At 51.2% G+C, this 15,047-nt stretch carries 13 protein-coding genes and 2 tRNA genes; 6 read left to right on the plus strand and 9 right to left on the minus strand.

The genetic code is table 11. The features are described 5' to 3' along the window. Positions 1–14: 14 nt before the first annotated feature. The 5 genes from ypdE to glk all read right to left on the minus strand — a co-directional run bounded on the left by ypdE (position 15) and on the right by glk (position 4,932). Complete coding sequence (gene ypdE / locus G434_RS16570; RefSeq protein ID WP_000366060.1) at positions 15–1,052, minus strand: aminopeptidase; 1,038 nt, start codon at positions 1,050–1,052, stop codon at positions 15–17. Further along, the gene (gene ypdF, locus G434_RS16565) at positions 1,052–2,137 is read right to left on the minus strand and encodes an aminopeptidase (protein ID WP_000173296.1); all 1,086 of its coding nucleotides are present in this window, start codon (positions 2,135–2,137) and stop codon (positions 1,052–1,054) included. The genes ypdE and ypdF overlap by 1 nt, the downstream gene beginning before the upstream one ends. Before the next feature lie 14 nt (positions 2,138–2,151). Further along, positions 2,152–3,399, minus strand: coding sequence for a PTS fructose transporter subunit IIC (locus tag G434_RS16560; RefSeq protein ID WP_000985321.1), 1,248 nt, complete (start codon positions 3,397–3,399; stop codon positions 2,152–2,154). A gap of 21 nt (positions 3,400–3,420) precedes the next feature. Further along, on the minus strand, positions 3,421–3,747 hold the full coding sequence (locus tag G434_RS16555; protein ID WP_000038456.1) for a PTS fructose transporter subunit IIB: 327 nt from the start codon (positions 3,745–3,747) through the stop codon (positions 3,421–3,423). A 219-nt stretch (positions 3,748–3,966) separates the two neighbouring features. Continuing rightward, positions 3,967–4,932, minus strand: coding sequence for a glucokinase (gene glk, locus G434_RS16550; protein WP_000170346.1), 966 nt, complete (start codon positions 4,930–4,932; stop codon positions 3,967–3,969). Positions 4,933–5,135: 203 nt separating this feature from the next. On the opposite strand from glk, the gene G434_RS16545 reads away from it, so the two are divergent. Next, a complete protein-coding gene (locus G434_RS16545) occupies positions 5,136–6,392 on the plus strand; it encodes an ion channel protein (RefSeq protein WP_000903118.1) in 1,257 nt (418 codons plus the stop codon). A gap of 114 nt (positions 6,393–6,506) precedes the next feature. Then, positions 6,507–6,833, plus strand: coding sequence for a DUF2502 domain-containing protein YpeC (gene ypeC, locus G434_RS16540; RefSeq protein ID WP_000490088.1), 327 nt, complete (start codon positions 6,507–6,509; stop codon positions 6,831–6,833). Between the two features lie 141 nt (positions 6,834–6,974). Here ypeC and G434_RS16535 read toward each other — a convergent pair whose 3' ends face one another. Next, positions 6,975–8,213, minus strand: a complete 1,239-nt coding sequence (locus tag G434_RS16535) for an Nramp family divalent metal transporter (protein WP_000186369.1) — start codon at positions 8,211–8,213, stop codon at positions 6,975–6,977. Positions 8,214–8,548: 335 nt separating this feature from the next. On the opposite strand from G434_RS16535, the gene nupC reads away from it, so the two are divergent. Then, the gene (gene nupC, locus G434_RS16530) at positions 8,549–9,751 is read left to right on the plus strand and encodes a nucleoside permease NupC (RefSeq protein ID WP_000376337.1); all 1,203 of its coding nucleotides are present in this window, start codon (positions 8,549–8,551) and stop codon (positions 9,749–9,751) included. Between the two features lie 49 nt (positions 9,752–9,800). Here the strand turns inward: nupC and G434_RS16525 are convergent, their stop codons facing one another. Together G434_RS16525 and G434_RS16520 are read right to left on the minus strand one after the other, a co-directional pair. After that, a complete protein-coding gene (locus G434_RS16525; RefSeq protein WP_001309635.1) occupies positions 9,801–11,990 on the minus strand; it encodes a bifunctional diguanylate cyclase/phosphodiesterase in 2,190 nt (729 codons plus the stop codon). Between the two features lie 207 nt (positions 11,991–12,197). Then, a tRNA-Ala gene (locus G434_RS16520) sits at positions 12,198–12,273 on the minus strand. Between the two features lie 220 nt (positions 12,274–12,493). Between G434_RS16520 and G434_RS16515 the strand changes: the two genes are divergently transcribed. Beyond that, positions 12,494–12,853, plus strand: a complete 360-nt coding sequence (locus G434_RS16515; RefSeq protein WP_000472021.1) for a YfeC-like transcriptional regulator — start codon at positions 12,494–12,496, stop codon at positions 12,851–12,853. A gap of 1 nt (position 12,854) precedes the next feature. Next, on the plus strand, positions 12,855–13,247 hold the full coding sequence (locus G434_RS16510; protein WP_000826500.1) for a MerR family transcriptional regulator: 393 nt from the start codon (positions 12,855–12,857) through the stop codon (positions 13,245–13,247). Between the two features lie 50 nt (positions 13,248–13,297). Here G434_RS16510 and gltX read toward each other — a convergent pair whose 3' ends face one another. Next, positions 13,298–14,713, minus strand: coding sequence for a glutamate--tRNA ligase (gltX, locus tag G434_RS16505; protein ID WP_000695634.1), 1,416 nt, complete (start codon positions 14,711–14,713; stop codon positions 13,298–13,300). 258 nt (positions 14,714–14,971) lie between these two features. Here gltX and G434_RS16500 point away from each other — a divergent pair. Beyond that, a tRNA-Val gene (locus G434_RS16500) sits at positions 14,972–15,047 on the plus strand.

The following is a 15,047-nucleotide window of genomic DNA, read 5'->3' on the forward strand; positions in this document are numbered from 1 at the left end:
GGTTAATCAGGAGATCATCTGAAATCCGTCAGTTGAACAACCGTCTCACGGGTAAGACGTTGAATAAGGGCAGATAAAAGCTGCTGCATCTGCAAAATGTCGCGGCAATCGGCAATCGATGCCGCACAATGTCCGTGGCGCGTCGCTGGCCCCATCACCACCGTGGGTATGCCGGTGCCAGTTAAATGCACCGCTCCGCCATCTGTGCCGCCGTTGCTGAACATATCCGCCTGCAACGGTACGCCAATTTCTGCCGCCACGGTTTCAATCCACGCGGTAAGTTTTGGCGGCGCAATCAGCGACTTGTCGCTTAATACCAGCATCGGCCCGTTACCAATCTGGCGATGGTTAGCCGCGCCATAATCAAAGTTTTTCGCCCAGCAGGCGGTATCAAGCACAATGGCGACGTCCGGCGACACCGCGCGGGTGGCAGTTTGCCCGCCGCGTAATCCCACCTCTTCGCTGGAACTTGCCACCAGCCACACCTCCGCAGGCAGTTCGGCGTCGTGCAGCTCACGTAGTAACGTCACCAGCAGATAGCAACCGAGGCGATCATCAAAGGCTTTCCCCATCACCCGCTGGTGAGGGAGAACCTGAAAAGTGGTATCAAAGGTGACGCGATCGCCTGGACGAATTCCCGCCTGCATCACTTCGTCATACGAGCGCGCACCAATGTCCACGCGCATGGCGCTGACATCATTCCCCTGCCGGTCGCCGTCAAGCAGGCCTGGAATTTTGCACTCTTCACGGGTAGTGATACGCACCGACTGAAGCTGGCGGGCAGCCATGCGTACATTGCCAACCGGCAACACATCGATCGCCCCTTCGCGGGAGATGCTGCGCACCATAAATCCCACTTCGTCCATATGCGCACAGATCATCACCTTCGGACCTGTCGATTCATTGAGGCGGATCAGCACCGATCCCAGCCCATCAAATCGCACTTCTTTTTGCAGGCGATCCGCTTCTTCCAGCAGGATCTGCCGTACTTCCTGTTCCGAGGAGGCGATCGCATCTGCCTCGCTCAACGCTTTTAATAACGATAAATCCATTATGCCTCTCCCGTGAGCAACACTGTTTTCGGCATGGCGTAGAGCACTTCTGCGCCTTGCGGGGTGACCAGCACAACATCTTCGATGCGCACGCCCCCTTGCCCTGGCAAATAAATCCCCGGCTCCACGGTCAGTAACATGCCTGGCTGTAGCGTCGTGGTATCCCGCGGTGAAAAACGCGGCTCTTCATGGACTTCAATGCCGATAGCATGACCGGTGTTATGACCGAAATAGTCGCCATAACCTGCTTCTGTAATGACCCGGCGCGCGGCATCGTCAACCTGCTGGCAGCGCACGCCGGGGCGAATCGCGGAAATTGCTGCGAGCTGTGCCTGCAGGACAATTTGATAGACGTTAAACAGCGGGTGAGATTCGGCGCTCACCCCTTCGCCGTTCACCAGCAAGGTGCGCGTCATATCAGAGCAGTACCCCTGATAGAGCGCACCAAAATCAAGAGTGACAAACTCGCCCGCTGCAACAATCTTGTCGCTGGCTTTACCGTGCGGCAGCGCCCCACGCCAGCCGCTGGCGACAATGGTGTCAAAAGAGGCTTTTTCTGCGCCCTGCTGGCGCATAAACCACTCCAGTTCAGCGGCTATCTCGCGCTCGCTCATCCCCGCCTGAATAAAGCGGCGAATATGCTCCGCACCACGATCGGCAATCCCACAGGCGAGGCGGATTTTCTCCACCTCCTCTGGCGTTTTGATTTGCCGCAGCACATCCGGCGTGGCGCTAACCAGTTTCGCATTGAGTTCAGACTGCCAGCGGTGCGCGGTTTCCCAACTCACCTGCTGGCCTTCAAAACCGAGCGTTTGCAACTGCTCATCGGCAATGATTTGATTGACGATAGTGGTAAGCGTGTTCGTCGCGTCAAGCAAATGCAGCTGGTAGCCTTGCGTGCGGGCTTCTACATCCGCGTAGTAGCGCGAATCCACCAGAATGTGCGCACTTACACGGCTAATCACCACATAGCCTGATCCGGTGGAGATCCCCAGATGCGGCTGTTTGTTCTGCCGTGAGGAGAGAAGCACCGCATCCAGTTGTTGCGCCTTAAGCCAGTCGCGCAGCGAAGCGAGTAATGTCATCAGGATTGTCCTTCTTACAGGCTATCGATTAACAATTTGCCTTTACGGAACATCATCAGACGCAGGAACACCACCATCAGCGCAGTAATGACTGCCCCCAGCGCGATCCCCGCCATGTAGACGCCGAGGTTAGTGACCAGCGGCCATGCCCAGATAGCGGATTCCGGGAACCATTGCACTGCGCCCAGCCAGACAGCGGCGGTTGAGCCGACAATCGCGCCGACCATATAGGACGGAATGGCGGTGATAGGGCTTTCCAGTGCAAACGGAATCGCACCCTCACTAATCCCCATAAAGGCAAGGAACATCGCGGTCTTACCCTGCGGATAAAGTTGAGCGTTGAACAGACGTTTGCCGGTTAAACGACGGTCAATAATGGTTGCCAGACCCAGACCAATCGGCGGAATAACGATAGCGATAGAACGTGCGGTGACCGGTAATACGTGGTCAGTGGTAAAGCTGAAGGCAACGAAACCGGCTGCTTTGTTGATCGGGCCACCAAGGTCAATTGCTGTCGCTGCGGCGATCCCCATTGCGTACATCAGCGCACCCTTCTCACCTGCGGCAGTCAGCACGGTACGGATACCGCCGTTGATCCAGCCGCCAAAGGGGGTGATGACGTAGTACATCGCCAGCATGACAAAAATGGCGGAAAGAATCGGTAGCAAAAATGTGGTTTTGAACGCTAACAGGAAATCCGGTAACTGGATTTTCTGGTTCATCCATTTCACAAGGTAACCGGCAACGATAGAAATAATCAGCGCACCAATGAAGGTGGACGGCACCGGCGAAGAGGTCGCCCATTGCATAGTGCTGGGATCGAAGTTCAGCAGTTGCGTCGGCTGGGTAGACATCAAGCCGCCGATAAAACCAGCCGGAAAAGCCAGTTTGCCACCTATAGAGTTCGCCACAAAAGCGGCAAACATCGGAATGGCGAAACCAAACAACACGCCGCCGAAGGACTGCGACAGCCAGGCAAATTTCAGTAAGGAAAGGTCGAAACCGGAGAATTTCCCGCTATTAAGAGCATCCATGATGCCGATATCAGCAGGAATTTTAAGCCAGCTATAAGCAATAAGCTGGCTGAAAGCGAGGATCACACCGCCCATAATTAAGGTCGGCACCATGCGTGAAATCCCTGACATCACATGCTGCGGGAGTTCACCCCAGAAGCTGCTTTTAGAGGCCTGCGGATTCTTAACTGCCGCTGCCGCACCGGATGCGCCAGGCACAACGGTTGCACTGCGTTTTTTAATGGCCATAACAATTATCCCTGTCGAATATTACTGTTGTTCAGAGGCAATCATCTCTTCGATTTCTTTGATGATGCCCGCAGCGTTTTTAATTGCGTCCTGCAAAGTGATTTCATAAACGTCGCGTGATTCGAAACGTTCGTTATCTTCCGGGGTAACCGCCACGGAGTGGATGATGATAGTCGCTTCGGCGATATCCTGCGCCGTCAGGCGATTCTGGATACCGTCCGCGCCCTGGGTTTCAATTTTTACTTCATAGCCTGCTTCTACCGCCGCTTCTTCCAGCGCCTGAGCGGCCATAAAGGTGTGAGCCAGGCCCATTGGGCAGGCACATAAGGCAATCAGTTTCTTACTCATCGTTAATTCCTCGTTCAGTGATAGTTGACGAGTGAAATTATGAACGTGCAAAACAAATCGCCGTTACCAGACAAATAATGCATTTACTGGAGAATTAATCCCGCTGTACGGAAGTGTGACGCAGGTCGGCCTTGTGAGGAGGACGCAAAGAAAAATTGAATTAACTGTATGATTTAAAAGATTATCGGGAGAGTTACCTCCCGATATAACAGGAAGGATTTACAGAATGTGACCTAAGGTCTGGCGTAAATGTGCACCGGAACCAAGAAGGCCCGGATTGTCATGGACGATGAGATACACCGGAATATCATGGACATATTCTTTAAAGCGCCCTTTATCTTCAAATGCGGCACGGAAACCAGAGGCTTTGAAGAACTCAAGGAAGCGCGGCACGATACCACCCGCAATAAACACGCCGCCAAATGTCCCGAGATTGAGCGCCAGATTGCCGCCAAAACGGCCCATAATGACGCAAAACAGCGACAACGCGCGGCGGCAATCGGTGCAGCTGTCAGCCAGCGCACGTTCGGTAATATCTTTTGGCTTGAGATTTTCTGGCAGGCGGTTGTCGGCTTTCACAATCGCGCGATACAAATTCACCAGTCCTGGGCCAGAAAGCACGCGCTCTGCCGAAACATGACCAATTTCTGCACGCAGTATTTCGAGGATAATGGCCTCTTCTTCACTGTTCGGCGCAAAATCAACGTGACCGCCTTCGCCTGGCAAGCTTACCCAACGCTTATCGACATGGACCAGATGCGCAACCCCAAGCCCCGTTCCGGCACCGTAAACCGCAATAGGCTTACCTTCGACCGGTTCTGCGCCACCAAACTGAATCAGATGCTCTTTTTTCAGCATCGGGATCGCCATCGATACAGCGGTAAAATCGTTAATAATTTCCAGATGGCTAAAACCGAGATTCTTTTTCATTTCGGCAATTGAGAACGCCCAGGTATGGTTGGTCATTGCCACCCAGTCACCGGTAATTGGGCAAGCGATGGCAATACAGCCGTCTTTCACCTCGACCTTATGTTCTTCAAGATAAACGCGAATGACCGCTTCGAGGCTGGGGTAATCAAGCCCTGAATAGGTCTTAGCCTGCGAGATTTCACCACTGGCAATATCACACAGAGCAAGACGTGCGTTGGTGCCGCCCACATCACCGACTAATGCATACTTTGTCATTCTTCAACTGCTCCGCTAAAGTCAAAATAATTCTTTCTCACACTGTAAATACCTGGGGGCATAACAACAACGCCGGAAAGGCAGGCTCCCTGTAAATATCGATCTGGGTCACACAATTACTTTATCGTTTCAGCACCAATTGCAGCGATGCCTTTTTGCAAGCTGGGCAAACTAAGTATCTGACCCCGCATAAGGAATAGAACATGCTCCATCCGCGAGCCAGAACCATGTTGTTATTATCGCTCCCCGCCGTGGCAATTGGGATTGCGTCCAGTCTTATTCTGATTGTGGTGATGAAAATCGCCTCGGTATTACAGAATTTGCTCTGGCAACGACTGCCGGGAACTCTGGGGATAGCTCAGGATTCACCTTTCTGGATCATCGCCATATTAACGCTAACAGGTATTGCGGTGGGGTTGGTTATCCGTTTCAGCCAGGGGCATGCTGGACCAGACCCCGCCTGTGAACCGCTGATCGGCGCACCGGTTCCGCCCTCTGCGCTACTTGGACTTATCGTAGCATTAATTCTCGGTCTTGCTGGCGGCGTCAGCCTGGGGCCGGAACATCCGATCATGACTGTCAATATCGCCCTTGCGGTTGCCATTGGCGCTCGTCTGTTACCGCGCGTCAACCGAATGGAGTGGACTATTTTAGCCTCTGCCGGCACCATCGGCGCACTGTTTGGCACACCTGTTGCGGCGGCGTTGATATTTTCGCAAACCTTAAATGGTAGTAGTGAAGTTCCGCTATGGGATCGTCTTTTTGCGCCGTTAATGGCGGCAGCAGCTGGTGCACTTACTACCGGATTATTTTTCCATCCCCATTTTTCACTGCCCATTGCGCATTACGGAAAAATGGAAATGACCGATATTCTCAGCGGTGCAATTGTCGCGGCGATTGCCATCGCAGCAGGGATGGTCGCCGTATGGTGCTTACCACGGTTGCACGCGATGATGCATCAAATGAAAAATCCGGTGCTCGTGCTGGGTATTGGCGGATTTATTCTCGGTATTCTGGGGGTTATGGGTGGACCAGTTTCGCTGTTTAAAGGGCTGGATGAGATGCAGCAGATGGTGGCAAATCAGGCTTTCAGCACCAGCGATTACTTTTTGCTGGCGGTAATTAAACTTGCCGCCCTGGTCGTTGCTGCCGCCAGTGGCTTTCGCGGTGGGCGAATCTTCCCGGCAGTGTTTGTCGGGGTGGCATTAGGGTTGATGCTGCATGAGCACGTTCCCGCCGTTCCAGCGGCAATAACCGTTTCCTGCGCTATTCTCGGCATCGTGCTGGTGGTAACACGCGATGGCTGGTTAAGTCTTTTTATGGCGGCAGTCGTTGTACCCAATACCACATTGCTACCGCTGCTCTGTATCGTCATGCTTCCGGCATGGCTGTTATTAGCAGGTAAGCCGATGATGATGGTCAATCGTCCGAAGCAACAGCCACCCCACGATAACGTTTAGCAAAAAATGCTCTCCTTTATGATTTAAGAGTTATGGCGATGATACGGGGCTTTACCTCCCCGTAATATTGCGTTAACAGGCCGCTGACGGCTTCGATCGTGAAGGAGAATAACAATGTTCAGGTCACTGTTTCTGGCGGCCACCCTGATGGCATTTACCCCGCTTGCGGCAAACGCAGGTGAAATCACCCTACTGCCATCAATCAAATTACAAATTGGCGATCGCGATCATTACGGTAATTACTGGGACGGTGGTCACTGGCGCGACCGTGACTACTGGCATCGCAATTATGAATGGCGTAAGAACCGCTGGTGGCGTCATGATAATGGCTACCATCGTGGCTGGGATAAGCGTAAAGCGTATGAGCGTGGCTATCGTGAAGGCTGGCGCGATCGTGACGATCATCGCGGAAAAGGCCGCGGACATGGACATCGCCATTAAACGCGTCCGTCAATGGAGCACAATGCCTGATGCGACGCTAGCGCGTCTTATCAGGCCTACAAACCGTCTCTTTAACGCGTAGGGCGGATAAGGCGTTTTGCGCCGCATCCGCCAATGGTGCCAGATGCGACACCAGCTGAACTACAATCCCAGTGCCGTTCCCACCAGTAACCAGATATTCAGCGCCACTACCAGCACCACAATCACCCAGCCTGTCTGTTTTACGCGTTTGCTGTTCACCAGATCGCCCATCAACTTGCTGTCACTGGTGAAAATCAGCAGTGGAACCAGCGCCAGGGCGATACCAAAACTTAACAACACCTGACTCATAACCAGAATCCGTGTCGGATCTAATCCCATCAGAATCACAATAAATGACGGCAACATAGTGACTGTACGACGCACCCACAGCGGGATATGAAAGCGAATGAAGCCCTGCATCACCACCTGCCCCGCCAGTGTCCCCACCACCGTTGAGGACAGTCCGGCAGCAACCAGGCTTAATCCAAAGACCGTTGCCGCAGCATGGCTTAACAACGGTTGCAGCGTCAGATAAGCCTCATCAAGATCGGCAACACCAGTATGACCTGAAAAGTGGAACGCCGCCGCAGCTGTAGCCATCATCGCCAGATTGACAAAACCGGCAATAGTCATGGCGATAGCCACATCCCATTTGGTGGCGGAATAACGTTGTTGACGAGAACCGCCATGTAAATGTTGAGTGAGCGAAGAGTGCAAATAAATCACATGCGGCATAATCGTCGCCCCTAACACGCCTGCTGCCAGGAAGACCGCTTCCGAAGTAGGTAAACTCGGGATCACCATTCCTTTACCCAGCTGCGCCAGGTTAGGCTGGGAGAAAATCAACTCGACAATGTAAGCCGCGGCAACAAACAACAGTAACCCACCAATCACTTTCTCCAGCGGTTTTTGCCCGCGACGTTGCAGCATTAAAATCAGGAAAGTCGCGATCCCCGTCAGCACCGCGCCCTGCAACAACGAAACACCAAGAATGAGTTTAAAACCGATCGCCGCACCAATAAATTCCGCCAGGTCGGTTGCCATCGCAATAATTTCTGCCTGAACCCAATAGAACCACACTACGGGACGCGGATAGTGATCACGAATCTGCTCCGCCAGATTTTTACCGGTGGCAATCCCCAGTTTGGCAGAGAGGATCTGAATCAGCATCGCCATCAGGTTGGCCCAAACGACAACCCACAGTAGCTGATAGCCGAAGCTGGCACCCGCCTGAATATTGGTCGCAAAGTTACCGGGATCGATATAACCAATCGCCGCAATGAACGCAGGTCCCATTAATGCGAGCCTCATCTTGCGCGCCGCCCGTCCGCTGCTACTCTCAACGCGATAGTTCGTCATCTTGTGCCTCTAAAACATAGCCTTTGCTATGTTTCATGCTATGCCAAACGAGAATGATTATCAAATTCATTTAAATGGGTTGTGGTGATTTCTCTGATAGACCAGGATTATGACTACGAAAAGATTGATGACTTGAATGTTATGGTTATGTTTAATGTTAGCACATTTACATAACTTTCAGCTTCCATACACAACATAGCAGAAATGTATGACAGCTCACTATTTTTGAAGCTTGTCACAGGACGTCATTATAGTGTGTGTCAGATCTCGTTTTCCTTAACCATGTTACATAGAATGTGCACGGAAATTTAACCTGCCTCATATTTGGAGCAAATATGGACCGCGTCCTTCATTTTGTACTGGCACTTGCCGTTGTTGCGATTCTCGCACTGCTGGTAAGCAGCGACCGCAAAAAAATTCGTATCCGTTATGTTATTCAACTGCTTGTTATCGAAGTGTTACTGGCGTGGTTCTTCCTGAACTCCGACGTTGGTTTAGGCTTCGTGAAAGGCTTCTCCGAAATGTTTGAAAAACTGCTCGGATTTGCCAACGAAGGGACTAACTTCGTCTTTGGTAGCATGAATGATCAAGGCCTGGCATTCTTCTTCCTGAAAGTGCTGTGCCCAATCGTCTTTATCTCTGCACTGATCGGTATTCTCCAGCACATTCGCGTGTTGCCGGTGATTATCCGCGCAATTGGTTTCCTGCTCTCCAAAGTCAACGGCATGGGCAAACTGGAATCCTTTAACGCCGTCAGCTCCCTGATTCTGGGTCAGTCTGAAAACTTTATTGCCTATAAAGATATCCTCGGCAAAATCTCCCGTAATCGTATGTACACCATGGCAGCAACGGCGATGTCCACCGTGTCGATGTCCATCGTTGGTGCATACATGACCATGCTGGAGCCGAAATACGTCGTTGCGGCGCTGGTACTGAACATGTTCAGCACCTTTATCGTGCTGTCGCTGATCAACCCTTACCGTGTTGATGCCAGTGAAGAAAACATTCAGATGTCCAACCTACACGAAGGTCAGAGCTTCTTCGAAATGCTGGGTGAATACATTCTGGCAGGTTTCAAAGTCGCCATTATCGTTGCCGCGATGCTGATCGGCTTTATCGCCCTGATCGCCGCGCTGAACGCACTGTTTGCCACCGTGACTGGCTGGTTTGGCTACAGCATCTCCTTCCAGGGCATCCTTGGCTACATCTTCTATCCGATTGCATGGGTGATGGGTGTTCCTTCCAGTGAAGCACTGCAAGTGGGCAGTATCATGGCGACCAAACTGGTTTCCAACGAGTTCGTTGCGATGATGGATCTGCAGAAAATTGCCTCTACACTCTCTCCGCGTGCTGAAGGCATCATCTCTGTGTTCCTGGTTTCCTTCGCTAACTTCTCTTCAATCGGGATTATCGCAGGTGCAGTTAAAGGCCTGAATGAAGAGCAAGGTAACGTGGTTTCTCGCTTCGGTCTGAAGCTGGTTTACGGCTCTACCCTGGTGAGTGTGCTGTCTGCGTCAATCGCAGCACTGGTGCTGTAAGACCATACATAAAAAAGCCGGGGATAATTCCCCGGCTTTTTTACGCCTGTTAATCAGCTAATGGCTGCGGGCGACCAATCAAATACCCTTGCAGATATTGCACCCCGAGCTTATGCAATAGCGCCTGCTGCTGTTGCGTCTCGACAAACTCCGCGACCACACTCAATGACTTCGCTTTCGCCAGATCGGTAATTGATCTCACAATCATCGCATCCAGCGTATTCGTGACGATATCTTTCACAAAGACGCCATCAATTTTGATGATATCAGCCTGCAAACGCTTTAACCGTTCGTAGTTGGCATAACCGGTGCCAAAGTCATCAATCGCAATCCGGAAACCAAACTTATGCAGTTGCTCGATGTTGTACATGCTGCTTTCTGCGTTAGAAAACGCCTGCTCCTCGGTGATCTCAAGAATGACCGCCTGCGGGGAGATGTGATAACGCTTAAACAGACGAATAATCCGCCCGGCAATATTCTTTTGCAGCAGCGTGAGCGGCATTAAATTGACTGAAAAGCGCGGGCCTTTTTTGTCGCAAGGATGTGTTGCCAGCCACTTCAACAGGGATTCCAGCACTTGCAAATCAAAACGCGCGCTAAGGTTAAACTGAGCAATAAGGGGCAGAAACTTATCCGGGGTCATAATGCCGCCGTCATATTTCAGTCGCGCGAGGATCTCATCATAACCTTCACCCTCTTTGTTGCGAATTGGCTGGGCGTAGAGCAGCAAATCACCCTGATCTAACGCCGTGCGAATGGTATTCAGCAATAGCACCTGTTTAGTGGTCTGCCCGGAAACCATCTCCTCTCTGCTATCCAGCGCCAGCACATGGTGATGTGCGCAGGATTGCTCCGCCAGCCAGCTTAACTGCCCCAACAAGGGTTGCAGGGTTTCCTGATTTCCATCAAAACGCCCCCAGGCAGCACCATAGCCCATATCCAGCCCGGTATTGTTCCAGTGAATTTGCCGACTATTCAGGATGTTAACCATATGCTGGAGTCGCCCTTCCGTTTCCGGTCCACTCAGCACTAACAGCAGTTCACTACCCGGCAATTGATACAACTTTTCGTTTTCCTGCATCAACGGCAGCAGCGTACGGTAAATTGAGCGGATACAGTGAACGCGCATCATTAAGCCGTAATGACGACTCATAAACTCAAGATTATCAATGCGCAGGCAGCAAAAACTCTTGCCCGCCTCTTGCTCCGGCGCTTGCTCCAACGCACGAAAGTTGGGTAGGAGCGTTAACGGATCGGTCAGCGCCTGCAAATGCCAGCGGCGATTAAGCCATTCACTGCGATGATAAATGCGCACCATATAGAGCAGGCAAACGCTAAAGGAAATCAGCACCGCGAGAATAAATGCCAGCGAATATTCGGTTAGTACCCCTTGCAAAAAGTTCTGGTTGTAATTCAGCAGGCAAAGCGTTGAAACAGCCCAGGTGAGATTTAAAAACGGATAGCGAAGCTTACCGACACCGAGGGTAAAGATGATAAAGAAAACAGGTACCAGGTAACCGGCAATAAAGTCATTCTCATACGGTGTGCACATCAGAAGTAGCAGCACGCTAAGAGCTGCCAGCCAGCTTAAGGTAAATGCGCGTTTCTCTTTGCTCAACGACGGAGCGATATCCCTGCGCCACAATATCTGCGCAAAGTGGGGACTTACAATCATGCGAGTGAGATAGTAGAAAAGCATGTTGTAAATCAGCACAGCGGTGAAAAGGCTTAGTAAATCAACGACTGTGAAAATGGCATCCGCATCGCCGAAAAAGGTGGATATCTTTAGCGGGAAATCAAAAAAGCTCCCCACAAGATACATGCTGCATTTGATGCCGATCGGCGTCACCAAACCAAGCCAGAAAAGACGTTGCCAGACATATCGGCTGGTCAATCCATAACGCCAACGCGTCCCCAGCTGCCAGCGTAATATTGCGCAGGCACACAACACAACAAACGTCTGGCTGCCGAGCATGACCGCGGTCTGTAAAAAAGAGAGATGAAAGTTCCACAGATTGGTGCAAAACATCCCGCATAAAACGGGAACGACACCGCGCCAGCCAAAGATAAACAAGATTGACAGCATTACGCACAGTGGCATCCACGCCAGAAAGATATAACTGGAATGGATAATGGCAAGTGGCGAAATAAAACGGGATAGCTGAATAAGTACCACGGTGAGCGTAAACGCTAGTGTGAATATCTTGATATTTTTTATCAGGTTATGCTCCACAAACATGAGTACACTACTCTCACTGATCGGGGTTTTCAGGCACACAAATAATAAGTTTATTCGCATCGCGAAGCAAACAGGGGCCAGCCTGTTGCCGATTTTTCATCCAATGATGCTTTCACCAGGCGGCGCTAACCCGGACGTAGACTGTATTACAAAAGCGGCAAAAAGCAGAGACAAAAAACCCCCGCTTTGCAGCGAGGGTTGGAAATTTGGTGGAGCTAAGCGGGATCGAACCGCTGACCTCTTGCATGCCATGCAAGCGCTCTCCCAGCTGAGCTATAGCCCCGTCACGTAAAGCTTGTCGAGTTGACGGGCGGCATCATATGAATTCCGCCCGAATGTGTCAACGGCAAATTGCAACGTGTAGTTTCAATCGCTGAAAAATCAGGCAAATGAACAATTTTGGAAAACCGCTCGCATTCAGTAGTTATTCATGTCACGGTTTCCTGTAAAGTGGTGTTATAAAATGAACTACTAATAGACCCACATACATTCAGGGAATTGTTATGTTCAAGGAGAGGATGACGCCAGATGAACTTGCCAGACTGACCGGCTATAGCCGCCAGACCATTAATAAATGGGTACGCAAGGAAGGCTGGACAACGTCACCAAAACCTGGCGTCCAGGGTGGCAAAGCCCGACTGGTTCACGTCAATGAACAGGTTCGTGAATATATTCGCAATGCTGAACGTCCAGAAGGTCAGGGAGAAGCGCCTGCCCTGTCTGGTGATGCGCCGCTTGAAGTGTTGCTGGTGACACTGGCGAAAGAGATGACGCCAGTTGAACAAAAACAGTTTACATCCTTGCTTCTGCGGGAAGGGATTATCGGATTATTACAACGCTTAGGGATTCGCGATAGCAAATAATATGAAAAGATTACGCAATAAAATGACCACCGAAGAACTGGCTGAATGCCTCGGTGTGGCTAAACAAACTGTTAACCGTTGGATCAGAGAAAAAGGCTGGAAAACGGAAAAATTTCCTGGCGTGAAAGGCGGTCGTGCCAGACTTATTCTGGTCGATACGCAAGTTTGCGAGTTTATTCAGAACACGCCAGCCTTCCATAACACGCCGATGCTTCTGGAAGCCGAAGAACCCCTTGCCGAATACGCACCGGGGATTCGCACTCCTGCTTATCGGCAAATCATCAGCGCAATAGACAACATGACTCACAGTGAGCAGGAAAAAGTTGCGCAATTTTTGTCACGCGAAGGAATTCGTAATTTCCTTGCTCGTCTCGACATAGATGAATCAGAATAAATAAAAAACGGCAGGGGTATCTCTCCTGCCGTTTATCTTTTATGCGCTAATTACTGCTGATTTTCGCGTTCAGCAATAAAAGCCAGCGCTTTGTTGATACGCTCGATACTGCGGGTCTTACCGATTGCGTGAACGGTAACATCCAGCGCCGGAGACTGCCCCGCACCGGTAACGGCGACACGCAGCGGCATACCAACTTTACCCATACCCACTTCCAGCTCATCCGCCGTCGCCTGAATAGCGTGATGAACGTTTTCAGCTGTCCAGTCAGTAATCGCGGCCAGTTTGTCACGAACCACTTCCAGCGGCTGACGCGCTACCGGACGCAGATGTTTTTTCGCGGCGTCGGCATCGAACTCAGCAAAATCTTCGTAGAAATAACGGCAGCTCTGTGCCATCTCTTTCAGCGTCTTGCAGCGTTCACCCAGTAGTTTCACCAGATCAGCCAGCTGCGGGCCGTTACGGGTATCGATATTTTCCTGCTCAATGTGCCACTGTAAGTGAGTAGCAACATACTCCGGCGGTAGCGCGTTAATGTAGTGATGGTTCAGCCATAGCAGCTTGTCGGTGTTGAACGCACTGGCAGATTTGCTGACGGCATTCAGGGTGAAGTATTTGATCATCTCTTCACGAGTGAAGATTTCCTGATCGCCGTGGGACCAGCCCAGACGCACCAGATAGTTCAGCAGTGCTTCTGGCAGATAACCATCATCACGATACTGCATTACGCTGACCGCCCCGTGACGTTTGGACAGTTTTTTACCGTCATCGCCGTTGATCATAGAAACGTGCGCGTAAACCGGTACCGGCGCTTTCAGTGCTTTAAGAATGTTGATCTGGCGTGGCGTGTTGTTGATATGGTCTTCGCCACGGATAACGTGGGTGATTTCCATATCCCAGTCATCGACAACCACACAGAAGTTATAGGTTGGAGAACCATCGGTACGACGGATAATCAGATCATCCAGCTCCTGGTTGCTGAATTCGATCGGACCACGGATCTGATCGTCAAAAACAACAGAACCTTCCTGCGGGTTAGCAAAACGTACAACACACGGTTCATCATCAGCATGATGCTCATGGCTGTGGCGGCAGCGACCGTCATAACGCGGCTTCTCACCTTTCGCCATTTGCTCTTCGCGCAGCGCTTCCAGGCGCTCTTTAGAGCAATAGCATTTATAAGCTGTGCCCTCTTCCAGCATCTGATCGATCACCGCGTTGTAGCGATCAAAACGTTTGGTCTGGTAGTACGGACCTTCATCCCACTCCAGGTTCAGCCAGTTCATGCCATCCATAATGGCTTCGATAGCTTCCGGCGTGGAACGCTCAAGATCGGTGTCTTCAATACGCAGCACGAACTCACCGCCGTGGTTACGTGCAAAAAGCCAGGAGTAAAGAGCAGTACGCGCGCCGCCAACGTGCAGATAGCCTGTTGGGCTTGGCGCGAAGCGAGTTTTGATTTTCATGAAATGGCCTTACGTTTAGAAAGATGCCGACAACCGGCAAATCCTGGAAAAATTGAGTGGGCGATATTCTATCACTCCCGCCTGATTCCTCAATGTAGTTCGGGTTGCAACCTTACGCATTATTGTTTTCGTTGACAAATTGCGCAACACGGTCTGTTTTGCGATCATCTTGCTTAAATTTACGACGAACGAACAATTTCTTTAGAAAATGCGTTGACTCATTTTGAACTCTCCCTATAATGCGACTCCACACAGCGGGGGTGATTAGCTCAGCTGGGAGAGCACCTCCCTTACAAGGAGGGGGTCGGCGGTTCGATCCCGTCATCACCCACCA

Origin of the sequence: Escherichia sp. KTE172 (assembly GCF_000408845.1) — a bacterium.
Taxonomy (GTDB): domain Bacteria; phylum Pseudomonadota; class Gammaproteobacteria; order Enterobacterales; family Enterobacteriaceae; genus Escherichia; species Escherichia coli.